The sequence below is a fragment of the Roseburia sp. OM03-7AC genome (assembly GCF_003462625.1).
GTDB classification, from domain to species: domain Bacteria; phylum Bacillota; class Clostridia; order Lachnospirales; family Lachnospiraceae; genus Roseburia_C; species Roseburia_C amylophila.
On sequence record NZ_QTZJ01000002.1, the window covers coordinates 111,346 to 137,054 of the forward strand.

At 42.3% G+C, this 25,709-nt stretch carries 33 protein-coding genes; 30 read left to right on the top strand and 3 right to left on the bottom strand.

Features of this window, described 5'->3' with window-relative positions:
- Positions 1-66: 66 nt before the first annotated feature.
- The 18 genes from DXB39_RS06870 to gdhA all read left to right on the top strand — a co-directional run bounded on the left by DXB39_RS06870 (position 67) and on the right by gdhA (position 18,346).
- Entirely contained in the window at positions 67-600 is a 534-nt protein-coding gene (locus DXB39_RS06870; protein ID WP_147339146.1) for a hypothetical protein, read from the top strand.
- A 51-nt stretch (positions 601-651) separates the two neighbouring features.
- On the top strand, positions 652-1,179 hold the full coding sequence (locus DXB39_RS06875) for a hypothetical protein (RefSeq protein ID WP_117841425.1): 528 nt from the start codon (positions 652-654) through the stop codon (positions 1,177-1,179).
- Positions 1,180-1,194: 15 nt separating this feature from the next.
- Complete coding sequence (locus tag DXB39_RS06880) at positions 1,195-2,544, top strand: MATE family efflux transporter (RefSeq protein WP_330416495.1); 1,350 nt, start codon at positions 1,195-1,197, stop codon at positions 2,542-2,544.
- Between the two features lie 203 nt (positions 2,545-2,747).
- Positions 2,748-3,296: a stage V sporulation protein T gene (gene spoVT, locus DXB39_RS06885; RefSeq protein WP_022243657.1), complete on the top strand. Its 549-nt coding sequence runs from the start codon at positions 2,748-2,750 to the stop codon at positions 3,294-3,296.
- A 52-nt stretch (positions 3,297-3,348) separates the two neighbouring features.
- On the top strand, positions 3,349-5,460 hold the full coding sequence (locus tag DXB39_RS06890; protein WP_117841424.1) for a transglycosylase domain-containing protein: 2,112 nt from the start codon (positions 3,349-3,351) through the stop codon (positions 5,458-5,460).
- A gap of 1 nt (position 5,461) precedes the next feature.
- Positions 5,462-6,121, top strand: coding sequence for a hypothetical protein (locus DXB39_RS06895; protein ID WP_117841423.1), 660 nt, complete (start codon positions 5,462-5,464; stop codon positions 6,119-6,121).
- A 143-nt stretch (positions 6,122-6,264) separates the two neighbouring features.
- Positions 6,265-7,380 carry a class B sortase gene (srtB, locus tag DXB39_RS06900; RefSeq protein ID WP_117841422.1) on the top strand — a complete coding sequence of 372 codons (1,116 nt, stop codon included), beginning with the start codon at positions 6,265-6,267 and terminating at the stop codon, positions 7,378-7,380.
- Positions 7,381-7,431: 51 nt separating this feature from the next.
- Complete coding sequence (locus DXB39_RS06905) at positions 7,432-8,688, top strand: leucine-rich repeat domain-containing protein (RefSeq protein WP_117841421.1); 1,257 nt, start codon at positions 7,432-7,434, stop codon at positions 8,686-8,688.
- 328 nt (positions 8,689-9,016) lie between these two features.
- On the top strand, positions 9,017-9,247 hold the full coding sequence (acpP, locus tag DXB39_RS06910; protein WP_022243652.1) for an acyl carrier protein: 231 nt from the start codon (positions 9,017-9,019) through the stop codon (positions 9,245-9,247).
- 3 nt (positions 9,248-9,250) lie between these two features.
- Positions 9,251-10,177, top strand: a complete 927-nt coding sequence (gene fabK / locus DXB39_RS06915; RefSeq protein ID WP_022243651.1) for an enoyl-[acyl-carrier-protein] reductase FabK — start codon at positions 9,251-9,253, stop codon at positions 10,175-10,177.
- Between the two features lie 10 nt (positions 10,178-10,187).
- Positions 10,188-11,102, top strand: coding sequence for an ACP S-malonyltransferase (gene fabD, locus DXB39_RS06920; RefSeq protein WP_117841420.1), 915 nt, complete (start codon positions 10,188-10,190; stop codon positions 11,100-11,102).
- Positions 11,089-11,829 carry a 3-oxoacyl-[acyl-carrier-protein] reductase gene (gene fabG / locus DXB39_RS06925; RefSeq protein WP_117841419.1) on the top strand — a complete coding sequence of 247 codons (741 nt, stop codon included), beginning with the start codon at positions 11,089-11,091 and terminating at the stop codon, positions 11,827-11,829. Before fabD ends, fabG begins: the two co-directional genes overlap by 14 nt.
- A gap of 94 nt (positions 11,830-11,923) precedes the next feature.
- On the top strand, positions 11,924-13,159 hold the full coding sequence (gene fabF / locus DXB39_RS06930; protein ID WP_117841418.1) for a beta-ketoacyl-ACP synthase II: 1,236 nt from the start codon (positions 11,924-11,926) through the stop codon (positions 13,157-13,159).
- Between the two features lie 14 nt (positions 13,160-13,173).
- Entirely contained in the window at positions 13,174-13,611 is a 438-nt protein-coding gene (gene fabZ, locus DXB39_RS06935; RefSeq protein ID WP_117698965.1) for a 3-hydroxyacyl-ACP dehydratase FabZ, read from the top strand.
- Between the two features lies 1 nt (position 13,612).
- Complete coding sequence (locus DXB39_RS06940; protein WP_227700682.1) at positions 13,613-15,325, top strand: acetyl-CoA carboxylase carboxyltransferase subunit alpha; 1,713 nt, start codon at positions 13,613-13,615, stop codon at positions 15,323-15,325.
- A gap of 11 nt (positions 15,326-15,336) precedes the next feature.
- On the top strand, positions 15,337-16,299 hold the full coding sequence (locus tag DXB39_RS06945) for a beta-ketoacyl-ACP synthase III (protein WP_117698963.1): 963 nt from the start codon (positions 15,337-15,339) through the stop codon (positions 16,297-16,299).
- Positions 16,300-16,311: 12 nt separating this feature from the next.
- Positions 16,312-16,773, top strand: coding sequence for a MarR family winged helix-turn-helix transcriptional regulator (locus DXB39_RS06950; protein WP_117841417.1), 462 nt, complete (start codon positions 16,312-16,314; stop codon positions 16,771-16,773).
- A gap of 238 nt (positions 16,774-17,011) precedes the next feature.
- Entirely contained in the window at positions 17,012-18,346 is a 1,335-nt protein-coding gene (gene gdhA / locus DXB39_RS06955; protein ID WP_022243643.1) for an NADP-specific glutamate dehydrogenase, read from the top strand.
- Between the two features lie 134 nt (positions 18,347-18,480).
- Here the strand turns inward: gdhA and DXB39_RS06960 are convergent, their stop codons facing one another.
- Positions 18,481-19,593 (bottom strand): tyrosine-type recombinase/integrase, encoded by a 1,113-nt coding sequence (locus tag DXB39_RS06960; RefSeq protein ID WP_158565972.1) that lies wholly within the window; start codon positions 19,591-19,593, stop codon positions 18,481-18,483.
- A 65-nt stretch (positions 19,594-19,658) separates the two neighbouring features.
- Positions 19,659-19,880: a hypothetical protein gene (locus DXB39_RS06965; RefSeq protein ID WP_117841415.1), complete on the bottom strand. Its 222-nt coding sequence runs from the start codon at positions 19,878-19,880 to the stop codon at positions 19,659-19,661.
- A 142-nt stretch (positions 19,881-20,022) separates the two neighbouring features.
- Between DXB39_RS06965 and DXB39_RS06970 the strand changes: the two genes are divergently transcribed.
- Positions 20,023-20,211 carry a helix-turn-helix domain-containing protein gene (locus tag DXB39_RS06970; protein WP_117841414.1) on the top strand — a complete coding sequence of 63 codons (189 nt, stop codon included), beginning with the start codon at positions 20,023-20,025 and terminating at the stop codon, positions 20,209-20,211.
- A gap of 278 nt (positions 20,212-20,489) precedes the next feature.
- Here DXB39_RS06970 and DXB39_RS06975 read toward each other — a convergent pair whose 3' ends face one another.
- Positions 20,490-20,861: a helix-turn-helix domain-containing protein gene (locus DXB39_RS06975; protein ID WP_117841413.1), complete on the bottom strand. Its 372-nt coding sequence runs from the start codon at positions 20,859-20,861 to the stop codon at positions 20,490-20,492.
- A gap of 133 nt (positions 20,862-20,994) precedes the next feature.
- Here DXB39_RS06975 and DXB39_RS14760 point away from each other — a divergent pair, with 133 nt between their 5' ends.
- The 11 genes from DXB39_RS14760 to DXB39_RS07030 all read left to right on the top strand — a co-directional run bounded on the left by DXB39_RS14760 (position 20,995) and on the right by DXB39_RS07030 (position 25,641).
- Positions 20,995-21,141 (top strand): hypothetical protein, encoded by a 147-nt coding sequence (locus DXB39_RS14760; RefSeq protein WP_158565973.1) that lies wholly within the window; start codon positions 20,995-20,997, stop codon positions 21,139-21,141.
- Between the two features lie 11 nt (positions 21,142-21,152).
- Entirely contained in the window at positions 21,153-21,422 is a 270-nt protein-coding gene (locus DXB39_RS06980; protein ID WP_199535122.1) for a helix-turn-helix domain-containing protein, read from the top strand.
- A gap of 176 nt (positions 21,423-21,598) precedes the next feature.
- Positions 21,599-21,904 (top strand): hypothetical protein, encoded by a 306-nt coding sequence (locus DXB39_RS06990; protein WP_147343720.1) that lies wholly within the window; start codon positions 21,599-21,601, stop codon positions 21,902-21,904.
- Positions 21,883-22,416 (top strand): hypothetical protein, encoded by a 534-nt coding sequence (locus DXB39_RS06995; protein WP_117841410.1) that lies wholly within the window; start codon positions 21,883-21,885, stop codon positions 22,414-22,416. The genes DXB39_RS06990 and DXB39_RS06995 overlap by 22 nt, the downstream gene beginning before the upstream one ends.
- Positions 22,417-22,590: 174 nt before the next feature.
- The gene (locus tag DXB39_RS07000) at positions 22,591-23,361 is read left to right on the top strand and encodes a rolling circle replication-associated protein (RefSeq protein WP_117841409.1); all 771 of its coding nucleotides are present in this window, start codon (positions 22,591-22,593) and stop codon (positions 23,359-23,361) included.
- Between the two features lie 2 nt (positions 23,362-23,363).
- Complete coding sequence (locus DXB39_RS07005) at positions 23,364-23,819, top strand: RNase H family protein (protein WP_117841408.1); 456 nt, start codon at positions 23,364-23,366, stop codon at positions 23,817-23,819.
- Positions 23,779-24,126, top strand: coding sequence for an HNH endonuclease (locus DXB39_RS07010; protein WP_117841407.1), 348 nt, complete (start codon positions 23,779-23,781; stop codon positions 24,124-24,126). The genes DXB39_RS07005 and DXB39_RS07010 overlap by 41 nt, the downstream gene beginning before the upstream one ends.
- Positions 24,127-24,128: 2 nt before the next feature.
- A complete protein-coding gene (locus DXB39_RS07015; protein ID WP_117841406.1) occupies positions 24,129-24,548 on the top strand; it encodes a hypothetical protein in 420 nt (139 codons plus the stop codon).
- A gap of 152 nt (positions 24,549-24,700) precedes the next feature.
- Positions 24,701-25,045 (top strand): hypothetical protein, encoded by a 345-nt coding sequence (locus tag DXB39_RS07020; RefSeq protein WP_117841405.1) that lies wholly within the window; start codon positions 24,701-24,703, stop codon positions 25,043-25,045.
- Between the two features lie 140 nt (positions 25,046-25,185).
- Entirely contained in the window at positions 25,186-25,422 is a 237-nt protein-coding gene (locus tag DXB39_RS07025; protein WP_117841404.1) for a DUF3850 domain-containing protein, read from the top strand.
- Between the two features lie 12 nt (positions 25,423-25,434).
- A complete protein-coding gene (locus tag DXB39_RS07030) occupies positions 25,435-25,641 on the top strand; it encodes a hypothetical protein (protein WP_117841403.1) in 207 nt (68 codons plus the stop codon).
- Positions 25,642-25,709 lie beyond the last annotated feature (68 nt).

Genomic DNA, 25,709 nt, shown 5'->3' on the forward strand with positions numbered 1-25,709 from the left:
TAGTGTTTGACAGAATAAGCAGTGTTCATTACAATGTTTTTAGAAAAAAGAAATGGGGGAACAGGGATGTTAGAATGTGAAATTGAAATCGGAAAAGAAGAGCAGGATGCGCTGCTTGAAATCGCTTTGAATTCGAAGGAGTATCGAAAGAAAAGAAAAGCGGAAGCAATAAAATTTTTAATTCTGATTGTAGCTTGTATTTTGATTATAATATGGAGAGTAACAAATAGCGATACAAGGCTTGTTGTACTTTGCTCACTCCTGGCTGCATATAGTCTTTTTATGATATGCGGAGGAAGCAAGCTGATGCAGAAGACGGTATTAAAGAAATCTGTTACAGTAATGGATAAAGAACTAAAATCCGGTTATCGGAAGTATACTTTCAGTGAAGATGGAATTCTTTTAAAATCAGAAGTTTCAGAAGGAAATACTGCATGGACACTTTATAAGGATTGGGAAATCTATGGAAATTACATCTGCATCAGGAATCTGTCGAATGAAAATGTTCTTGTAAAACAGGATAAATTGTCGGCAGAAGAAAGGACATGGCTGATTGATTTACTGACCCGTCATCTGGGAAAAGCAGTAAATGAGAAATGAATGGAAAGAAAATAAATAAAAAATAGACGAAAAGAAAATGGGGGAACAGAGATGTTAGAATATGAAATTGAAATTGGAAAAGAAGAGCGGGACGCGCTGTTGGAAATAACTTTGCAATCGGATGTATACCGGAAGAGAAGAAAAGTGGTAACGATTACTTCTGTGATTATGTGCATAGTCTGTCTGTCATCCGGAATGTTAAGCTTTATGCTTGGCAGGGCAGAAATGGGTTCACTTTTTATGATTCTATGGGCAGCTTTTCTATATTTTGCATGCGGCGGCAAAAAGGTACAGCAGAAAGCAAGACTTAAGAGATTTTATGCAAATGCACAGAAGGCACTGGTAAGTGGCCACCGCAAGTATATTTTCAGTGAAGAAAGCATCAGCATAAAATCAGAAATAGCGGAGGGTGTGAATCTGTGGACTGCATATAAGGACTGGGGATTCTATGAAAATTATATTTATATCAGAAATCTGTCCAATCAGGTGATTCTGGTAAGGCAGAGCGAGCTGTCAGCAGAAGACCATGCATGGCTGGTGGATTTGCTGACCCGTCATCTGGGCGCAGCGCTGGCTTAGAGGAAGCAGAATGAAATGGTGGAACGGAATCTTACTACAGGAAGTGTATTTAAAAATGTAATTATATTTTCGCTACCATACCTTTTATCTTATTTTTTACAGACATTGTATGGAATGGCAGATTTATTTATCATCGGGCAGTTTGAAGGAGTTGCCAGCACTACGGCGGTATCCATTGGCTCACAGGTCATGCATATGATAACAGTTATGCTGGTGGGACTTGCCATGGGAACAACGGTCAGCATCGGACAGGCGATTGGAAGCAAAGATAAGAAACGGGTGGCAGAAGGAATTGGAAACACGGTAATCCTATTTATGGGAGTTGCCCTTGTGCTGATGACGGTGCTGCTCTTGCTGACAAAACCAATTGTAATAGTAATGTCTACACCGCAGGAAGCAATAATGGGAACGATATCCTATCTTACCATCTGCTTTATCGGGATTCCTTTTATTACAGCATATAATATTATCAGTGCAATTTTCCGTGGTATGGGTGACAGCAAGAGTCCGATGTACTTTATTGCCATTGCATGTGCGGCAAATATTGTCTTGGATTATGTATTTATCGGCGGCCTGCATCTTGGACCGGCAGGTGCAGCTCTTGGAACTACCTGCGCTCAGGTCATCAGTGTAATGATTTCCCTCGTTATGATTATAAGACAGCGGGAGAAATTTTCTCTTAGCAGAAAAGATTTCAGACCGAACCGAAATGTAATGGGACAGATTTTAAAAATCGGTATTCCCATTGCATTGCAGGACGGTTTCATTCAGGTGGCATTTATGATTATCACCATCATTGCGAACCAGCGTGGATTAAATGATGCAGCAGCTGTGGGAATCGTGGAAAAGATAATAAGCTTCCTGTTCCTGATTCCGTCCTCCATGTTATCAACAGTATCTGCACTTGGTGCACAGAATATCGGAGCGGGAAAGAGGCAGCGTGCCAATGAAACACTGCGCTATGCTGTGATGATTACAGTGGGCTTTGGAATTATCGTAGGAATCTTCATGCAGTTCTTCGCCAGTCCGGTGGTGGCGTTATTTACAGATGCATCGGATGCATCGGGAGCGGAAGTGGTACGTCTGGGAGGTCAATACTTAAGGGGATATGTCTGGGATTGCATGTTCGCAGGAATTCATTTCAGCTTCAGCGGATATTTCTGTGCCTGCGGCAAATCCGGCATCTCATTTTTACATAATATTATTGCAATTACACTGGTAAGAATTCCGGGCGTTTATCTGACTTCGACTTTATTCCCGGATACCTTATTCCCAATGGGACTGGCAACGGCAGCAGGCTCCCTGCTTTCCGCAATTATCTGTGTTGTTGCATTTGCAATCTTAAACCGGAAGGAAAAATCATGAAGCCGTTAATTTTGTTTGCACTGCCAGTACTGTTTGGTTGCAGCTATCAGCCAAAAATGAAAAAAGATTGATTTTGGCTAATAAAAACACCAGTGATTTAAAAATGTAAATACGAGGAAGGCTTGCATAATTCCTCCTGTTTTCCACATACTACCCATACAGCACAAAAATGGAAAGTATGTAGGAAACAGGAGGAATTTTTAATGAAAGCAACAGGAATTGTACGTAGAATAGATGATTTGGGGAGAGTTGTAGTGCCAAAGGAAATCCGCAGGACACTGCGAATCCGGGAAGGTGACCCGCTGGAAATTTTTACAGACCGGGAAGGTGAGATTATTCTTAAGAAATATTCACCGATTGGAGAACTGAGCCAGTTTGCCGGACAGTATGCAGAGAGCCTGGCACAGAGCACCGGGCATCTGGTATGTATTACCGACCGGGACCATGTGATTGCGGCTGCAGGAAACGGAAAGAAGGAATTCGAAGGAAAACCAATCAGCAGGCAGTTAGAGGAACTGATCGAAGACCGGAAAAATATTCTTGCACAGCAGGGAGACAGCAAATTTGTACGAATTACCTTAGATGATACCGGGAACTATCATGACCAGGCAATCAGCACGATTATCTGTGAAGGAGATGCCATCGGAGCAGTTGTTTTATATGAGAAAAATGAAACTGCAAAAATGGGAGAAACCGAAAGCAAGCTTGCTATTACAGCGGCGGGATTTTTAGGAAGACAAATGGAACAGTAGCCTTGTATCTTTTTATGGAACAGTGTAAAATAGAGCAATATGGAGGAATCCCATGTCCCATAAAGAGAAGAAAAAAAGGAAAAAGAAATACCGTGGTTTCTGGCTTTTTGTAAAGCTGCAGATAGTTCTGATACTTCTGGTAATCGGCGGGCTGGCGTATTACTATTTTGGCGGGTATGCCAGTCAGGTCAGTGCCATGCATGAAGAGGCAGTCCGGTTTGTAAAAGAGTCGACGAAGGACACATTCCGGGCGGAGCAGACCAGCCAGGTTTATGATGTGAATGGAACGAGAATCATGTCACTTCGTGGCACCAAGGATGTAAGCTATCTGACCAGTGATGAGATACCGGAAGAAGTCAAAGAAGCCATGGTCAGTATAGAAGATAAAAAATTTTACAGTCATGGCGGAATTGATTTTAAGGCAATTATCCGTGCAGTCTGGGCGATGGTGCGTAATGGAGAAGTAACCCAGGGCGGAAGTACCATTACGCAGCAGCTTGCAAGAACCATTTTCCTAAATAATGACAGAACGTGGCAGCGAAAAATGGAAGAAATTTTCATTGCCACAGAGCTGGAAAAGAAATATACCAAGGATGAAATCTTAGAGTTTTATCTTAATAATATTTATTTTGGAAATGGATATTATGGCATTCAGGCGGCGAGCCGGGGATATTTTGATACAGATGTTTCATTTTTGTCATTGTCCCAGATGGCATATCTTTGTGCGATACCGAATAATCCGACGATGTATAATCCTTATAAGAATCCGGATAATACGTTAGGAAGACGTGACCGCATTTTAAAAAACATGTATGAAGATGGCAAAATCAGCCGCAGGGAATATAAGGATGCCAGACAGGAAACGATTGTACTCAGCACAGCAGAGCCAACAAAGCGTTATGATGCGGTAGAGACCTATGCCTGCTATTGTGCAACACGGGCATTGATGGAGCAGCAGGGTTTTGAATTCCGGACAGATTTTTCTTCGGAGGAAGATCGAAAGACCTATGAAGAAGCCTATCAGGAGCAGTATAAAACCTGCGAACAGTCTCTTTATACAGGAGGCTATAGAATCTATACTTCCATTGATTTAAATATGGAAGAGCAGCTTCAGAATGCAGTGGATGAGAAGCTGCAGGATTTTACCGATGTCAATGAAGAGGGCATTTATACATTGCAGAGTGCGGCAGTATGCCTTGACAATGAGACTGGTTTTGTAAAGGCAGTCGTAGGCGGCAGAAGTCAGGAATATGACGGGCATATGCTAAACCGCGCCTATCAGAGTTACCGGCAGCCGGGTAGTGCCATCAAACCGTTGATTGTATACACACCGGCGCTGGAGCGGGGCTATACCCCGGATACTGTGGTGGAAGATGCACCGATTGAGGATGGACCGGAAAATGCCAGTGGCAGGTATCTTGGCAGCGTAACCTTGCGTTATGCAGTAGAAAATTCCATTAATACAGTGGCGTGGAATCTTTTAGAAGAGATGACTCCCACTACAGGAATTTCCTATCTGAAGGAGATGAATTTTGCAAAGCTGTCCCCGGAGGATGAAAGACCGGCGGCATCCCTGGGTGGATTTACCAATGGAGTCTCTCCGGTAGAAATGGCGGCGGCTTATGCCACCATAGAAAATGATGGAAAATACCGGGAGCCTACCTGCATTGTAGAGATACAGGATGCAGACGGAAATGCAATCTATCAGAAAATTGTCGATGAAAAGCAGGTTTATAAAACCAATGCAGCCCGTTGGATGACCAATATATTAGAGGGTGTTCTGACACAAGGAACAGCAAAGGGACTGGCATTGTCCGAGACTGCCAGTGCAGCGAAAACAGGAACCACCAATTCCAATAAGGATGGCTGGTTTGTAGGCTATACAAAGTATTACACCACCAGCGTCTGGGTTGGATATGATATTCCGGCAGAACTTCCAGGACTGACAGGAGCCAGCTATCCGGGAGAAATCTGGTATGATTATATGGAAAATTTACATAAAGAATTACCGTATGCAGATTTTGTGGCACCTCTTGGTACAGGCAATGATGCTGATGCGGAGAGTGACACAGATGTGACAGAGGGTAATGCAGCAGAGAATGATACCGTAGAGAATGACACTACAGGAGATAATATAGCTCCGGCAGAGGAAGAAAGGCGATAATATGGAAAAGAAAGCTGATTTAAAGACAATGACCTGGAAACAGCGGATCGGATTTGTCTGGGACTATTACAGACTTGTAATACTGGCAGCAGTTGCAGTGATTATTTTGATTGGTATGACGGTACATCATTATATGACCACAAAGGAAGATGTTTCCCAGATTGTATTAGTAAATGCAAAGAGTATGCCGGCAGATGAAGAACCGGATTTCTCAGAATTCATGGAGCAATATGGATATGATACAGCAGCCCAGGAGGTTGTGGTAAATGATGCATATTATGTGGATTTAACCAGCACAGATACCAGTAATCTCTATTCCTATCAGTCCCTGCAGACAGTGATTGCAGGCGGTGGAGTAGATGTTTTGGGTGCCGATGAAATGGTTTTTGAAAATCTTGCCCAGTCTGGTGCCATAGCAGATTTGACGCAGTACTTTTCCAAAGACGAGCTGGAACAGTTAAAGGATTATATCTTCTATGTAGAGGATAAGGACACCGGAGATACTTTTGCAGCAGGCATCCGTCTGGGAGCCGGAAGCTGGCCGGTTGAACACGGTTATTATGAAAAGGAATGTATTCTTGGAATTGCCCTTGGCTCCGAACATAAGGAAGCAGCGGAGCAGATGTTCCGTTATTTGCTGGAAAAATCCAATTTAGACTAAAGAAAGCGCAAGATATAGACGATATAAAAATGAGAAATGGTATATTGTGTATATCTTGCGGAAAAATCTTGCGAAAGATGACAAAATGACCTATAATAAAACTACCTGGACCATGAGAAGATAAGGCAGATGAATCATAAATTATGGATGAAAAGATTTATAAAATAGGCGATTATGAATTCGAAACCTTAAGGGAATACAGGCAGGCGCAGGAAGATTTAAAGAAAATCAAGTATATTACCGATGAACTGGATATTTATGATCCGGAAGTAGCAATCCGGTTGTATACCATGATGCGCACGAAGAAAATCCGTTTTAAAAGTGAAATCGGAAAATCGTTCTTCTGGTGCATTTCAGATATTGTTGCGGATAGTTCGCAGAACATGATAGAAGAAAAAATTGCCAAGGAAGAAGCGGAAGCAGAAGCAAAGCTGCCATTTCATTTTACCTGGCAGAAGGTGGTCGGCATCGTATGCATCATTGTTGCGACAGCCTGTATCGGATATTATGCGATTTCGGAATATGCGGATTATAAAGCTGCTAACAGGCTTAAGGATTTACAGAATAAGAAACAGAATAATGTAGTAGAGCACCTTATAACAGGAACGGAGCAGATGAATCCGGAAATCACAGAAGATGCAACTGAAACAGGAGAGACAACAGAGCAGCCACTGATTATGTTAGAGGATTATGTTTCCCTGTATGCGGAAAATCCAGAATTAATCGGATGGTTACATATTCCGGATACGGATATTGATTATCCGGTCATGCAGTCTTCACAGGAAGAACCGGATTATTATCTGAAACATGATTTTGATAAAAATGACGACCTGAATGGCACCCTTTTTATCGATGCCAGAAATGATTACATAAACAGGGATACCAATATCATCATTTACGGACATAATATGAAAAGCGGAATGATGTTTGGCGAATTAAAGAAATATCTGGACGAAGATTTCTACAATGCCCATAAGACGATAGAATTTAATACTCTTTATGAAAGAGGAGTCTATGAAGTCATTGAAGTGGGATTATCGGAGGTCCAGTATCAAGATGAAAATGTATTCCGGTATTATAATTTTCTGAATGCAGATTCCGAAGAAGAATATCAGGAATATTTAAATAATGTGGCACAGCTTTCTGTATATGGCACAGAGATAGACAGTACTTATGGAGACCAGCTGCTGACTCTTTCTACCTGCAATAATTATACACAGGACGGAAGAATGTTTATACTGGCAAAGCGTGTACAGTAAGCAGATAAGAAGTATAATGTATCAAGCAGATAAAGCTAGGAGAGATGAGAGATGCAGATATTGAAAAAAGGATTTTCTATTTTTGCAGCAGTATGTTTGCTGCTGGCAGTGATGCCGGGACAGACAGTCCGGGCAGACGAGACAACAGATGAAAATGGATTTACAGTAGATGACAGTGGAACACTGGTTGCCTACAGCGGAGCTGGTGGAGCAATTACAATTCCAGAGTCAGTATCTACAATTGCAAGTGGTGTATTTGCATCCAATACATCCATTACAAGTGTAACGATTCCATCTTATGTGACTGGAATGGGAACCGCAGTTTTCTATAACTGTACAAGCCTTGGTTCTGTCAGCATAGAAGGAGATATCGGTTCTATTCCGGCAGAGACATTTTATAACTGTACAAGCCTTACCAGTGTATCTATTGGAACTTCAATTTCATCCATTGGTTCCCAGGCATTTGCAGAGTGCAGTTCATTATCCCAGTTTACAATTCCGGAATCCGTAGGAAGCATCGGTGATAAAGCATTTTATGATTGTACTTCTTTAACCGGAATTACAATTCCGGCTGGCGTTTCCAGCATCGGAAGCAACGTATTTACCGGCTGCAGCAGACTGGCATCCATCAGTGTTGCATCAGGAAATGGTACATATGCATCCAGTGATGGATGTCTATATAACAAAGCAATGACCAGGTTAATCCGTTGTCCGGAGGGAAAATCCGGTGCAAAAATTGCGACCAGTACTGCAACCATCGGAGCAGGTGCTTTTGCAAACTGCAAGTCGGTTACTTCACTGACAGTTCCGGATTCTGTTAATACTATTGAAACAGATGCGTTCAGCGGCAGCAGTATCAGTACAATTTTGATTCCGGCAAGTGTAACGTCAATCGGAAGCCAGAGCAGCTGGAGTCCATCCACAATTTCCGGTTATTCAGGAACACAGGCACAGGTATATGCAACCGGAAATGGAATCAGTTTCCAGAGCCTTGGAGGGGAGAATCCACAGCCGACTCCGGATAATGGAAATAATTCCAATAGCAATGGTTCAACAGATACTTCCAACAGCAACAACGGAAGTGGTTCCGCTACTACAGTAACCGGTGGCGGCACAGCAGTGACTGGCGGAAATGTGATTGGCGCAACCAAGAACAGCAATTCCGGTAAGACAGTAACTTCGGGCAGCCATGAGAAGGACAGCACACCGAAGACAGGTGACGGTATCAATCCGGTATTCTTCTTATGCATCGGAGTATTATTAGTAGGTGTTTACTTTGTAGTATCAAATCGTAAAAAAGCTGCATAAGTGATAAAAAATAAAAGAAGTAACTAACATAAGACAGTGAAAGAACAGAAAAGTTCCGACACTGTCTTTTTTGCTTTACAGGAAATTGCTTTCCTGTAAAGTAAAAAACGCTCCGCGAGGATGCACACTGCGGCGTATAAGGTAGATGTCGCAAGCGACCGCCGCAGGCGCGGGAATGTGCCAAGGCACATTCTTTATTCCTTGAGTAAAAATATAGTTGACAACAGAAATGCTTATGTATATACTTTGAGTTACAAATAATTTGATAATCAAAATATTTGTAACTCAAAGTATTATCAAAGAAAAGACAAAAAAGGAGAACAAAATAATGTTAGAGAAATTAGCAGAATTAATCAAAGAGCAGTTAAACTATGATGGAGAGGTAAAAGCAGAATCCAATTTCAAGGATGATTTAGGAGCAGATTCTTTAGACTTGTTTGAACTGGTTATGAGCATGGAAGAAGAATTCGGTGTAGAGATTCCGTCAGAAGATTTAGAGAAAATCGCAACTGTAGGAGATGTTATTGACTACTTAAAAGCAAAGGGCGTTGAGGAATAAAATATGAAAACAAGAATCACAGAACTGTTAGGAATAGAAGAGCCTGTTATCCAGGGCGGAATGGCATGGGTTGCAGAATATCATCTGGCTGCTGCAGTATCTGAAGCAGGTGGACTTGGTATTATCGGTGCAGCCAGTGCTCCACCTGAAGTGGTTCGGGAGCAGATTCGCAAGGTGAAGGAACGCACCAGCAAACCATTTGGTGTAAATGTCATGTTGATGAATCCGAATGCACCGGAAGTGGCAAAGGTGGTAGTTGAGGAGCAGGTTCCGGTTGTCACAACAGGAGCCGGAAATCCAGCCAAATTCATGAGCCTCTGGAAAGAAGCAGGTGTTAAAGTAATTCCGGTAGTAGCAAGTGTAGCCATGGCAAAACTTATGGTCCGCGGTGGCGCAGATGCTGTTGTGGCAGAGGGAATGGAATCCGGTGGTCATATCGGTTCCACTACAACTATGGCATTGGTGCCACAGGTGGCAGATGCCATTGATGCACCGGTGATTGCAGCCGGAGGAATTGCAGATGGAAGAGGAATGGCTGCAGCATTTATGTTGGGTGCAGAAGCAGTTCAGATGGGAACAAGATTTGTGGCAGCCAAAGAATCTATCGTACATGCAAATTACAAAGAGAAACTGATAAAATCCAAAGACATTGATTCTGAAATAACAGGTTCCAGTACCGGACATCCAATCCGTGTCATCCGTAATAAGATGAGTCGTGAGTATCTGAAGATGGAAAAAGAAGGCGCAACATTAGATGAGTTAGAACAGCTTACCCTTGGTTCCCTCCGCAAAGCAGTGATGGACGGCGATGTGGTAAATGGAAGTCTGATGGCAGGTCAGATTGCCGGAATGATACAGGATGAATTGTCCTGTAAGGAAATTATTACTTCTATCGTATCAGAAGCAGAACGTCTGATGAATCGGAAATAAGGAGAAGAAAATGAGTAAGGTTGTATTCATGTTCCCTGGACAGGGAGCGCAGTATATTGGAATGGGCAAAGATTTCTATGATGCCTGTGAAGAGAGTAAAGCCGTATATGAGCTTGCTTCAAAAGTAACCGGACTTGATATTGCAAAGCTTTGTTTTGAAGAAAATGAAGAAATCAATATTACAGAGTATACACAGATTGCCATGCTGACCACAGAGGCAGCAATTTATGCAGCATTAAAGAAAGGTGGAAAAGAACCGGCAGCTTGTGCAGGATTAAGCCTTGGAGAATACGGCGCATTGATTGCATCCGGTGTCATGAGTATGGAAGATGCATTCCGTGTCGTTCGTGCAAGAGGAATCTTTATGCAGGAAGCAGTACCAACCGGCGGAGCAATGGCAGCAGTCTTAGGACTGGATGCGAAAGCGATTGAAGAAGTATGCAGCAATACCAAAGGAATTGTATCTATAGCAAATTATAACTGTCCGGGACAGATTGTAATTACAGGAGAAGAAGCGGCAGTAGAAAAGGCTGGTGCAGCATTAAAGGAAGCTGGAGCAAAGCGTGTGGTTCCATTAAAAGTAAGTGGACCGTTCCATTCCGCCATGTTAACCGGAGCCGGAGAAAAATTAGCAGAAGTATTGGAAAATACAAAGCTGCAGGAATTTAGCATTCCGTATGTAACCAATGTGACAGCAGATTACGTTACCACAACAGAACCGGTAAAAGAACTGTTAAAGAAGCAGGTATCTTCTTCTGTAAGATGGCAGCAGAGCATCGAGCGTCTGATTGCAGACGGTTATGATGAGTTTGTAGAAATCGGACCGGGACATACTTTATCTGGATTTATGCGTAAAATCAACCGGGATGTCAGAACGGTAAGCATTGAAAAACTGGAGGATTATAAAGCCTATGTTGGAGAATAAAGTAGCACTGGTAACCGGTGCAGCCAAAGGAATCGGCCGTGCCATTGCACTTCGTCTGGCAGAAGACAAAGCAACGGTAATTGTAAATTACAATGGCAGTAAAGAGCGGGCTGAAGAAGTAGTAAAAATGATTACCGATATGGGTGGCAGAGCAGAATCTTATCAGTGCAATGTGGCAGATGACGAGGCATGTCAGACCATGATCAGGGATATCATAAAGAAATACGGACATCTGGATATTCTTGTAAATAATGCAGGAATTACAAGAGATAATCTTGTGATGAAGATGAATGATGAAGAATTTGATGCAGTCTATGAGACAAACTTAAAGGGTGTATTCCATACCATTCATCATACATCACGCTATTTCTTAAAACAGAAAAGTGGAAGGATAATCAATATATCATCTGTATCCGGAATTACCGGAAATGCCGGTCAGGCAAATTACTGTGCAGCCAAAGCAGGAGTCATTGGATTGACTAAGAGTGTTGCAAGAGAACTTTCCACCCGCGGTATTACTGCAAATGTAGTAGCACCGGGAATGATTGAGACCGATATGACAAAGGATTTACCGGATACGGTAAAAGAAAATATGCTTCATAACATTCCACTGGGAAGAATCGGAAAGCCGGAAGAAATTGCGGCAGCAGTTGCATTCTTAGCATCCGAAGAGGCAGGTTATATCACAGGACAGGTGCTGGCTGTAGATGGCGGAATGACTATGTAGATGCAGAAATAATACTGGCTGATGAAAAAGCTTAGAAAGAACAGCGGATGACGAATGACGTGAGATGGATTGTTTAGATAGAGAGGATAAGAACATGAATCGTAGAGTTGTAGTAACAGGATTGGGTGCAATTACCCCGATTGGAAATAATGTGCCGGAATTCTGGTCTGCAGTAAAGCAGCAGAAGGTAGGTATTGGAGAGATTACACATTTTGATGCAACAGACTATAAATGTCATCTTGCAGCAGAAGTAAAGGATTTTGATGCAAAAGAATATATGGATTTCCGCTCTGCAAAGAGAATGGAAGCATTCTGCCAGTTTGCCGTAGCGGCAGCCGGAGAGGCACTGGAGGATTCCGGACTTTCCATGGAAGCAGAGGATGCATACCGTGTGGGTACTTCCATCAGTTCCGGAGTCGGAAGTTTACAGGCAATCGAAAGAGAGCATAGCAAATTAGTGGAAAAGGGACCGGGAAGAGTAAATCCGTTATTCGTCCCGATGATGATTTCCAATATGGCAGCAGGAAATGTATCCATTCAGTTTGGATTAAAAGGAAAGAGCTTAAATATCAGTACCGCCTGTGCATCCGGAACGAATGCCATTGGTGAAGCCTTCCGTACCATCCAGTATGGTGATGCAGAAGTGATGGTAGCAGGTGGAACAGAAAGCTGCATTACTCCGCTTGGAATAGCAGGATTTACATCTTTAACCGCACTTACTTCTTCAGATGATCCAAAACATGCATCCATTCCGTTCGATAAAAACAGAAGTGGATTTGTGATGGGAGAAGGTGCCGCAATTGTAATTTTAGAAGAATTAGAACATGCCAAAAAACGTGGAGCAAAGATTTATGCAGAAGTAACCGGATATGGATGTTCTTCGGATGCATACCATATTACATCTCCGGCAGAGGATGGTGCAGGTGCAGCAACCGCAATGATAAATGCAATGAAGGATGCCGGTGTAAATCCGGAGGAAATTACTTATATCAATGCCCATGGAACCAGCACCCATCATAATGACTTATTTGAGACAAGAGCAATCAAGCTGGCGTTTGGTGAGCATGCAAAGGATATCCGGATTAATTCCACCAAATCCATGATTGGACATCTTCTTGGAGCAGCAGGAGCCATCGAGTGCCTGACCTGTGTAAAGGAAATCGAAGAAGGTTACATTCATGCAACCGTAGGTTATGAGATACCGGATGAAGAACTGGATCTGAATTATTGCAAAGAGGCATATGAAGAAGAAGTGCCATATGCCATCAGCAATTCACTGGGCTTTGGCGGACATAATGCAAGTCTGCTTCTGAAAAAATATCAGGCATAAAGGAGAAGGGAACAATGTCAGTACTGACAACGAAAGAAATTATGGAAATCATCCCACATCGTCATCCGTTTCTTCTGATTGACACGATTGAAGAACTGGTGCCGGGACTTCGTGCAGTAGGAAAAAAATGTGTTACCTTTGATGAACCTTATTTTGCAGGACATTTTCCGGGAGAACCGGTAATGCCGGGTGTTTTAATTATAGAAGCACTGGCACAGACCGGCGCGGTTGCAATGCTCTGTCAGGATGAATTCAAAGGAAAAACCGCATATTTTGCAGGAATCAGCAATGCAAAATTTAAGAAAAAGGTGGTTCCGGGGGATGTACTTGTTTTAGAGACAGAAATCATAAAAGTAAAGGGACCGATTGGAATTGGAAAGGCAACTGCAACAGTAGATGGAAAAATAGCTGCAACAGCAGAGTTGACATTTGCGATTGGAAGTGGTGAGTAAAGTGAGCAGATTACTGGATAAAATCAAGGAAAATAGAGCTGTAAAGGATGCCACAGAAGGTATTTTACAGGAAGAAAAAAAGAAAGAGGAAGTACTTTGTAAAGCCTGTGGCAAAATGGTAAACAAAGCAGAGGTAGTAAGAAACCGCTATGTCTGTTATGAGTGTGGAGCATATTTCCGCGTAAAAACCGGAAACCGCCTGAAGATGGTATTAGACCCACAGAGCTTTGAAGAATGGTTTGCCGAAGAGCATGGAACGAATCCGCTGGATTTTCCGGGCTATGTCGATAAGCTGACGGCAGTCCGTGAGAAAACCGGATTAAAAGAAGCAGTTACCGTAGGAAAAGGTAAGATTTACGGAGAAGATGCGGTTATTGGTGTGTGTGATGCCAGATTTATGATGGGAAGCATGGGTCATGCCGTCGGAGAGAAAATTGCGGGAGCAGTAGAACGTGCTACGGAAGAAAAACTTCCGGTTATTCTTTTCTGCTGTTCCGGCGGAGCCAGAATGCAGGAGGGTATTGTATCCCTGATGCAGATGGCAAAGACAGCAGCAGCTTTAAAGAAACATTCCGATGCCGGACTTTTATATATTTCTGTATTAACTGACCCGACAACCGGAGGTGTAACAGCAAGCTTTGCTATGTTAGGTGATATTATTTTAGCAGAGCCTGGCGCACTGATTGGATTTGCCGGAGCAAGAGTAATTGAGCAGACCATCGGACAGAAACTGCCGGAGGGATTCCAGAGAGCAGAGTTCCAGTTAGAGCATGGTTTTGTGGATGCCATTGTAGAGCGGAAAGATTTAAAGAAACGTCTGTATGAAATCCTTCGTATGCATAAAGTAAGTGGATATGCCAAATTTGACCCGGCAACTGAAGTAGATGGAAGACCGACAGAGCTGATGCGGGAACGCGCTTACAATACAAAAGAAAAGAGTGCATGGGAAAAGGTTAAGATGGCACGTAAGGTAGACCGTCTGTCCGCAGAGGATTATATCAACAGTATCTTTACCAAATTCATAGAATTTCATGGAGACCGTTATTACAGGGATGACCCGGCAATTGTGGGCGGTATCGCATACCTTGACGGACAACCGGTTACGGTAATCGGAATCCAGAAGGGAAAGGACATGAAGGACTGCATGCGTCATAATTACGGAATGCCGTCTCCGGAAGGATACCGTAAAGCAATCCGCCTGATGAAGCAGGCAGAAAAATTCCATCGTCCGGTTATCACCTTTGTTAATACAGCCGGAGCATTCTGCGGTATGGAAGCAGAGGAAGGCGGACAGGGAGAAGCTATTGCAAGAAATCTTTATGAAATGTCAGGGTTGAAAGTTCCGGTTATTACCTTTATGATAGGAGAAGGCGGAAGTGGTGGTGCATTGGCACTGGCAGTTGGAAATGAAGTCTGCATGATGGAGAATGCAACTTATTCCGTACTTTCTCCGGAAGGCTTTGCATCTATTCTCTGGAAGGATGGCAAGCGTGCCAAAGAAGCAGCAGAAGTAATGAAGATAACAGCAAAGGATCTTTTAGAACTTGGCATTATCGAGAAAATTATACCGGAGTATGGTGGAGCAGATGATGAGGCATTGAGTTCCATTGCAGTTTATATGCATAAATGTATCCGCGAATTTTTAGAATCATATGAAGGAAAGAGCGGAGAAGAGATTGCAAAAGCACGTTATGAACGTTTCCGTAAATTTTAAAGGAGCAGAGCATGAACATTCGAATATGTGGAACTGGAAGCGCGTTACCGGAAAGAAAAATTACCAATGACGATTTAAGTCAGATTATGGATACTTCCGATGAATGGATTTCCAGCAGAACAGGAATAAAAACAAGACACCTTGCAACGGAAGAGACAACAACATCACTTGCCACAGAAGCTGCAAAAAAAGCACTTGCAGATGCAGACATGAAGCCGGAAGAAGTGGAACTTATTATTGCAGCGACGGTAACACCGGATCATCTTGTGCCGACACTTTCCTGTGAAGTGCAGCGGGAAATCGGAGCAGTGAATGCCGTAGCCTTTGACCTTGGTGCAGCATGTTCCGGATTCTTATTTGCATTGAGTACAGCACAGGCATATATTGCCAGTGGCAGATTTAAAAATGCACTCTTAATCGGAGCAGAAGTACTTTCTAAAATTATGGACTGGAATGACCGCAGTACCTGTGTTCTTTTTGGAGATGGCGCAGGAGCAGCGGTAGTCCGGGCAGACGAAGAAAATATCTGCCATGTGGTGCAGGGCTCAGATGGTGCGAAGGGACTGGTACTGGCATGTGAGAACCGTCCGGTCAATAATCCATATCATAAGATGGAAAGTCCTCTGGGTTATGTAAGCATGAATGGACAGGAGGTTTATAAATTTGCTGTCCGCACGGTTCCGGCAACCATTACAAAGGTGCTGGAAGAGGCAGATTTAAAGGCAGAGGAAATTTCGCTTTTCGTATTACATCAGGCAAACTTAAGAATTATTGAGGCGGTAGCAAAACGATTGAAACAGCCGATGGAAAAATTCCCGGTAAATCTGACAGAATGTGGCAATATTTCGGCAGCAAGTGTGCCGATTTTGCTTGATAATATCAACCGGCATGGTATGATACATAGAGGAGATAAAGTTGTACTGGCTGGTTTCGGCGGCGGACTCACATGGGGCGCAGCGGTACTGGTCTGGTAAAAGGAGATAAGAATGAATGCGGATAAAACCTTAAATGACATTCTGGTAAAGCTGTTTAATGATTTGATGGAAATTGAGGAAAAATGCTTAATCTCCGGAGAATTCATGAACATTTCCGGAAATGATATGCATATTATTGAAGCAATTGGTCTGGATGAACCAAAGCGGATGTCGGAAGTGGCGGCGAGGATGAATGTTACAACAGGAACCCTGACAAAAGCTGTTGAAGCACTGGAACAGAAAGGTTATGTAAATCGTTGCAGAAATGACAGGGATAAAAGGGTAGTCCGTGTATCACTCACCGATTCCGGAGTCCGGGCATATGAGCATCATGCACGTTTTCACAGCAATATGATACATGATATCAAGGAGAGCCTGAGTGACCAGGAGAGTGAGATTCTGATTGGAACACTGGGAAAACTGGTGAAGTTCTTCCAGAAGAAATATGAACCATATCTGAAAAATAAAAAATAGTATATTTATACAAAAAAAGAAGTGGAAAAGGGAAATAAAAAACTGTTTTCTACTTCTTTTTAATTACAAAAATGAATTTTCCTGGTACAAAACTTGCAAAAAAGAAGAAAAAGTACACAAAAGTATAAAGTTTTTGACACAAATATGAAAAAAACGTTGCGAAAAAATTCATTTCATACTAAAATAGTAGTGTTGATGTATATATAATACTCAAATTAATATGTAAAGGAGATATAATATGAGCTACGTTGATGAAGTATTAGAAAGAGTAAAAGCAAAAAACGCTTCTGAGCCAGAATTCCTTCAGGCAGTAGAAGAAGTACTGGAGTCTTTAAGACCGGTAATCGAAGCAAATGAGGAGAAATATCGTAAAGAAGCATTACTTGAGAGAATAACCGAGCCGGATAGACAGCTTAAATTCCGTGTACCTTGGGTAGATGACAAGGGACAGGTTCAGGTTAATACAGGTTACAGAGTACAGTTCAACAATTCTATTGGACCGTACAAGGGAGGTCTTCGTCTCCATCCTTCCGTAAATATCGGAATCATCAAATTCTTAGGATTTGAGCAGGTATTTAAAAACTCTTTAACAGGACTTCCAATCGGCGGTGGTAAAGGTGGTTCTGACTTTGACCCTAAGGGAAAATCAGACCGTGAAGTAATGGCATTCTGCCAGAGCTTTATGACCGAGCTTTGCAAATATATTGGCGCTGACGTTGACGTTCCGGCAGGAGATATCGGAACAGGCGCAAGAGAAATCGGATACATGTTTGGACAGTATAAGAGAATCCGTGGAATGTACGAAGGTGTTCTGACAGGTAAGGGACTTACCTATGGTGGATCTTTAGCTCGTACAGAAGCTACCGGATATGGTCTTTTATACATTACAGAAGAATTAATGAAATGCCATGGTGAATCTATGGAAGGTAAGACAGTTGTTGTATCTGGTGCTGGTAACGTTGCAATCTACGCTATCCAGAAAGCGCAGCAGATGGGTGCAAAAGTTGTTACCTGTTCTGATTCTACCGGATGGATTTATGATCCGGAAGGAATCGATGTTGCATTATTAAAAGAAGTAAAAGAAGTAAAACGTGCTCGTCTTACTGAGTATGCTGCTGCAAGAAAGAGTGCAGAATATCATGAAGGCCGTGGCGTATGGCAGATTAAATGTGATATCGCTCTTCCATGTGCTACACAGAACGAGCTCCTTATCGATGATGCAAAACAGTTAGTAGCAAACGGATGTAAAGCAGTTTGTGAAGGTGCTAACATGCCTACAACCTTAGATGCAACCAAATACTTACAGGATAACGGAGTATGGTTCATCTGTGGTAAAGCTTCTAACGCAGGTGGAGTTGCAACTTCTGCATTAGAGATGAGCCAGAACTCAGAGCGTTTAAGCTGGACATTCGAAGAAGTAGATGCTAAGTTAAAACAGATTATGGTAAATATCTATCATAATATTGATGATGCTGCAAAACGTTACAACATGGAAGGTAACTATGTAGCAGGAGCTAACATCGCAGGCTTCGAAAAAGTAGCTGAGGCTATGCTCGCCCAGGGCGTTTGCTAATAATAGAAAGGAAGTCCCCGAAACCTTATGTTTCGGGGCTTTTTTAATTGTCAGAATATTCTCGTAGAGGGAGAAAAAACGGGGTAAAACGAGGTCGATGGTTACAAGTGGGTTGCAAGTGGGTTGCAAGTGGGTTACACAAAAATTACAGGTAATTTATTGACCTCTTTTATCAATTCTGGAATTGTTTTTTCGGTATATACGTTCTGTGTTACATCACCAGAGCCGCCAATTTTAAATGCGGTTCCGGATTTATTGGAAATAGAATGTCCCATGATAATTTTCTTTGCGGTTTCATTCATATGGGCATTATCTGCCAGGGACGCAAAGGTATATCGACAATCATGCGGGGCATGGTTGAGGTTGAGCTTATTCATGACAGTGAGCCAGTTACTTACTGTATAAACAGCACGAGTATACATATTACCGTATTTATTTGTGATGAGATATGGACGTTTTTGTTCAAGACGACGTTCCACCAAAGGAACAATAGCTTCATGTATAGGGATAATACGATTGCGACCGGCTTCTGTTTTCATACCGCCAACCATATATCTCTCGTCAAGATGCACATCTTCCGATTTGATTTCTAATAATTCTGCTGGTCTGAGCCCAGTATAAATATAAATTAAAATAATATCTACATTGTTAATGACTCCTAAGGAATTCCAAAGAAGAGTAATCTCTGCATCAGTAAATCTTGTATGAACAGGAGTGTCCGGATCCGTATATTCAAAAACAAGTCGTTGGGTAATGTCGTTTTCGGTATATTCATTGGCAATTGCATAATTCCACATACCACGAACGATAGCACGCATATTTCCTATTGTAGAGCGGGATTTACTGTTGTGAGCAGTAATGCAGTCCTGGAGGTCTTGCGCCCGAATAGATATAATTTTTTTGGAATGAACTGGAGCGTACATTGAAAAAGCAATATCATAATTTTTCCAGGTAGCAGCTCCCGGCTTATTTTTCAATGAACAACGATATTTTTTCCATTTTTCATACATTTCTGCAAAGGTTGGAACATCAGTATATTTTTGATGTTCAGAAACAACAGAACCATTGTTATATTCTGCGAGATAAGCAAGTGCACTGTCTCGTTTAGTGAAAAATTCCAGATATTTTCTTTTGCGCTTTATAGTTCCATCTGGTTGTTCTTCAAGATAAGAGACACGAACGGCATAGGGTTTACGCCGCTTGCCGGGCAACTTAACAACTCCACCATATCCATTAGGTAATTTCAAACTTAACACCTCCAAATAGTTGTAAAAAAAGGGTAACAAACATGTTACCCCTAATAGATAAAAATTCATTTTTTACGTTTTTCTCGCTCCACTTTTGCCTCGTGCTTCAACCAGAGATTGCCAAAATGCCAATCTAATGCGAAAGTTACTACAAATAATACAATTGCAAATATGAGGGTAGGAATCGGGGACGGGTTAATGATATGCCGCCGGAGATACTCCTGATAGAAAAGAGAAACAAAAAAAGAATCAAGTAGAATGGAACCAATCCAAATAAAATAATACATATAACTACCTCCCTTAAATAATATACGAACATTATAGAAGAAATACGAACAAAGGTCAAGAAGAATGAAGAAAGACAGAGATAAACCAAAATGGAATATATTACCGGTGGATGTGCAGCAGGCACAATGATAGAATATTTACATGGAAGTACTAATCTGGCAAATCAGAAGGGAGAAACATATCACAATGCCAGAGCTGGCAGAACTGACGGGGATAGGAGAAAGCACCCTGTATGACTATGAGAGCGGAAGAACATCACCAACACTGAGAGCTTTAGAAAAAATAGCAAAAGCAATGGGGGTAAGGATTAGAGATTTGTATACAGAATAGAATTGTGCGAAAGATAGAAGAAATAAGCCAAATGTTTAGAATTTCTCCGGATATTCGGAATTCTTAAGCGAAACACTTTTCTGTGGGGAGAAGCAGTGGTAAACTCATGGCAGAAAGGGGGCTTGAGTTATGGAAAAGGACCTGATAAAAAAGGAAATCATAAGACTCGTAAAAAAATGTGATAAAATAAAAGTTATAAAATGCATATATTCATATGTTAGAAAAATAGTCAAATAATAAAAGAACCAAGGACTTGCGCATTGTCCTTGGTTCTTTTATTAATCGTTTGGTTTCAGGGCTATTGAATTTACAAATTCTTCCAGCCATTTCCAACCATCGTCATCCAGTCTGGCAAGAGCTACAGCAAGACGGTGCTTAAAAGAGCTGCTACCAGAAAGCTGGATATCTGCGAGCATTTCTGAAATTTCTTCATCCTCAGTTTTTTCAACAAACATCATACCTTCACCAGTACGAAGCCAGTTCTCATTCACATCGTATAAGGTACATAACACCTTAATAGTATGAGAGGACATATTTCGTTGTCCATTTTCTACAAGCGAAATATAGTTCCTTGAAAGCTCTAAGGATTGAGCGAAATCTTCTTGACTTTTTCCGAAAAATTCACGCAATTCACGAATACGCTCATTCATTATATCACCTCCTGTAAAAATAAAATATCATGCAGTGCTCACATTGTCAACAAAAATATATTGACAATGATAACAATGTGTGCTATCTTGTGATTACAAAGTTAGCAAAACATATAGAAAGGAGATGGAAGATATGATGAAAGAGAAAAAAGAGGTTGTAGAAAAACTTATTGAAGCAATCCCGAAGATGTCAACGTATGAGTTAGGGTATCTTCTTGGAAGAGTAGAAGAAAAGGAAGAAGCAGCAGAGAAGAAAAAAGAAGAGCTTCCAGTAGCATAAGGAGAACAACAATGAAACAGGAAATACTTGAACGGGTAACAGTAAAGCAGGCAGCAACAGAGCTGAATATGGACAATGATACAGTCCGGTATTTAATGAGTACCGGAAGATTGCCTATAGGACACGCTGTGAGAAGAGAAGGATGTGGCAGAACTACATACTATATTTACCGTGCTGCACTGGATACTTATAAGAATTCTTTAAAGGGTGAAGAGAATGGAAAACCAGTACAGGGAAATACAGAACAGCGAATTGCAGAAGGCATACCAGAGAGCATATAGCCTGGAGTGCCGGGAAGGCTGGGAAACTGAGAACCGGAGTATTGAATATATCGGCTCAACAGAAAAGGAAAACGGAAGAATCACGGATTATTACAAAGATTCAGCCGGAGATTACTGGTACAGCACAAGATACCGGAGAAAGACCGGAGAGATAGTATCGATGGAGACATTCATATTTGGATCGGGCTTCCAGAAGCGAGAAAGAGAAAGGAAAAGAAAAAGATATGTTTTTTAAGAAGTGGAGAGAAAAGAAGAAAAAGGACAAGGAAATTACAGACAGACTTAATGAACTGATGGACAAGTACCGGAACGAATGCGTATGGTACATGATCATATCAGGGATGCCGGCGGAAGAGATTAAAAAGCAGGATGTCAGTGCTGACCATCTGATGGAGACCGCACTGAAAGAAGCAATTGGAGCAGTGCAGGAAATGAGTGAGGAGATAAGGAGAAAGAAAAAATGCGCTACAGAATCAGAGTAATCACATTAATGGCAATAGCGGTAGCAGTTTTCCTTTTCACCATGTGGATGACATCACCACAGGAAGTGTCCGGAGAAGTAAACAGCTTCACCGCAAAGACTATGAATGCCGTTGGAAATATGGAAGTTGCACCGGTGCAACCGCAGGAACAGGAGAATCCGCTCGGTGAACCGTTCCTCATCCGGTGCACCTGCTACACATGGACTGGAAACCAGTGCCGGAATGGTAGCTGGCCGGTAGAGGGATTATCCGTAGCCGGTAAGGAAGAATGGCTGGGAAAGGCAATCATCATGTATTCAGTCACAGAAGATGGCGGAATTGGTGACTTTATCGGATATTTCGATTTCACCGACACCGGTGATGGAATCGACTTGGACGGAGACGGAAGGGGCGAGACCATCCGCAACGGGACAAGCATTGATGTATACAGAGATACGCTGGAGGGGTGTTACGAATGGATAGAAATGTACGGAGATTATGTCTACATTCAGGTGGTGGATGCTGCAGGATAGACAAAAAAAGAGAACGTGTGGCGCACGTCCTCAAGTGGGTTGTAAGTAATTTGGCGAATTGCAAACTTCCCGCATGAACAATATACCATAAAAGCCGCAAAAATGCAAGGAAACAGGGCATTTCAGACCTGTTTCGCAACTCGATTAGGAATATTAAAGATAAGGACAAAGGCTATGGCATATTGTGTTGATATTTATAACTTTCCCAGCTCGATTGAGTATGAGTATAAGTGGGAAGGAAATTACGGCGCAAAGGGAGAGAAGAGAGCCGCAAGAGAGAGACCTTCCCCCTGGCAGATAGAATTGCAGAATCAGATTAACAAAAAAAATAGAATCCGCAGGACGATAAAAGCTAACTTCGTGGAAAATGACTTCTGGCTGACCTTCACATACCGGAAGGGAGAGCGGAAGGATATGCAGGGAGTGAAAGAAGACCTGAATAACGTTTTGCGAAAGCTGGCAAGACGCTACCGAAAGTTCGGAGCAGAACTGAAATGGATGAGAGTAATTGAAATCGGAGCCAGAGGCGGCATACATATCCACATGATCATGAACAGAATCAGAGGAGCAGACACGGATGTATTAATCAAGGAGTGCTGGCAGCATGGAAGGATATTTTTCTCAAACCTCTATGAAGAGGGCGGCTTTGAACAGCTCGCCCAGTATATGGCAAAGGTGCCGGATGAGGAAGAGAGAAAGAAGAAAGGTCTCCCCCGGAAGCTGACCAAAGAAGAGTACAGCTATTCCACCAGCCGGAATTTAATCCGGCCAAAACCGGAGAGGAAGAGATACCGGCGGTGGACAATGAGAAAACTGCTGCTATACGGTCCGAAGCCGACACCGGGATACTACATCGTACCGGATAGCATCCGGAGCGGCACAAACCGGTATACCGGGTATTCCTACATGAGATATACCGAGGAAAAACTGGATAGGAGAATTTGAAGATGGAAGCAAGGATTTACTTAAGAACTTCATACCATGGTCTCCGGAAAGCGGAAGGGTGTTACTGTGGCATCCTGGAAGCAGATACCAGTGAAGGAGAGAAGACACTGGAAGAGACCGGGAAAGACATCGGCACAGCCAATCAGATAGCCTTGCTGGGGCTGATAAAAGCCATGGAGCATATGAGAAGAGCGTCTGACCTTGAGATATTCACAGACAGTAAATATCTGGAATCCGGTGTGAATCGGTTCTTGGATGACTGGATAGCGGCAGACTTCAGGAAGCAGAATGGAGAGCCGGTGAAAAACAGTGTTTTATGGCGGCGGGCGGCAGAGCTGCTTGCACCACATAATATAAATATTTGCTATGAGGAGCACACCAAGTATTCCATGTGGCAGGACAGGAGAATGAGAGAGTATGAGCAAGAGCAGAAGAACAAAAGCGTGCACCTTCGATAAGGGCACAATCGCAAGAATCATTAGCAGAGACGGAGATACCTGTATATTCTGTGCTAGTGGCAGATGGCCGCTTGTAAAGAAGGACTTCGGGGCGTACATCCGGGATATCGCCCATGTAGTGAACCGGAGCCAGGGTGGGCTTGGAGTGGAGCAGAACGGTGTAACCGCCTGCCGGAGTCACCATCAGTTACTGGACAACGGAAATAAGGGCTTAAGAGATGAAATGCTTGAATTTGCAGAATGTTACCTGAAAGAGCAGTACCCGGATTGGAACCGGGAGAAGCTGGTATATAAGAAAGGAGTATGAAGATGCTGAAAAAATTAGTGAAAGAAAATAAGGACAGGGCTGTAGAAAAAAATGGAGCCTGCAGATTTTGCGGTCAGATAAAGCTCGTAGAGGCACTGGAGGAATTCAACGAGGATGAATTGAACGAACTGGCCACAGAGCAGTGCAATTGTTATGAAGCACAGAATTATATATCAAAGTTGTACCGGAAAGAAAAGGCAGATTTCAGAATTGAAGAGCTTTTCGGATCAGGAAATAAACCGGAGCTTACAGATGCAAGGATGCAGATGCTTCATCAGGCAGCAGGCTATGTGGTGGATGGAATTGCAGAAAAGGTAACTGTTGAGGTTACCGGTGAACTCAAGATGATGGTAAGCGAGACTAAAAAAGGAAACATTAAAATAAACCGCAAAACAACCGTCCAGAGGGCGGCAGAAGTCTAGACCTCCAAGATTACTTACATATACACAAAGGAACTTATAAATCTGTCACAGCCGGAGCATGGAAACCGCATAAACACAGAATGCGGAGCGTTTTTTGGAAGAGGTACAAAAGACCACACATATACACCATGCTCCGGAGAAAGGAGAACGTGATGGGAAGACTGACAATTAAGGATGAACAAGGCAACTGGGCTTTGAAAGGTGTTAAATGGAATCAGCTCCATGTGGGCGAGACGATAACACAGCAGGTACAAGAGAAGATATATGGAGCATTGGCAAAACTGAAGGATTATGAAGATTCAGGGATGACTCCAGATGAGTGCTGGGATTGCTGTAATAGAGAAAAGGTTGTGAAGCAGTTGGAAAAGCTGAAAAGCCTTGTCCCAGTAAATAGGGTACTTGATGATATTGTAAATGATAAACCAAAGGAATTAGGAATGCTTATAGCCTATGAAAAGGCTATTGAGATTGTAAAAGGCGGTGGAATAGATGAATAAGCCATGCGAGCATTGCGATAAATCAGATCACAAGAAATATGGGAGTGACTATTTTAAGTGCGAAAAACCTTGTGAAAGAGCAAAGATGTGCAAAAGAAACGATGAAAAGTTTTTGAAAATGTTGAGAGGTGGTGGAGTAGATGAGAGAAGTTAAGAAAAAGATTCTGCCGAAATATTTCGAAGCAGTTATACATGATAAGAAAAAATTTGAAATCCGTAAGGATGAAGATAATTTGCAGATCGGTGACGTGGTTGTGTTGGCGGAGTGGAACGAAAACGAGTTCACGGGTCAAACTGTAAAACGTGAAATAAAATATATTCTGCGTAATGTGCCGGAGTATGGTCTAATGCCGGGGTATGTAATATTTGGGTGGTAAGGAGTGTGAGATATGGCTAAAGCAATATTGGTTATGGATATGCCGGAATCGTGCAGTATGTGTAAATTCCTGTATGAGTTTCAAGGCATTAAGAAATGCCAGCTTATGAATGTACTCAATAATGGAGTATCAAGGCTGTCACAGAATACTTTTACCGAGAAACGGCATGAAAAATGTCCGCTCCGGGAACTGCCAGAATCATGTAGCGGAATAATTTGAATTTTATTTTTTTTAAAATCGCACATATTCTATGTGCCGGGAAAAATCAGAAGGAGGAAATAAGTATT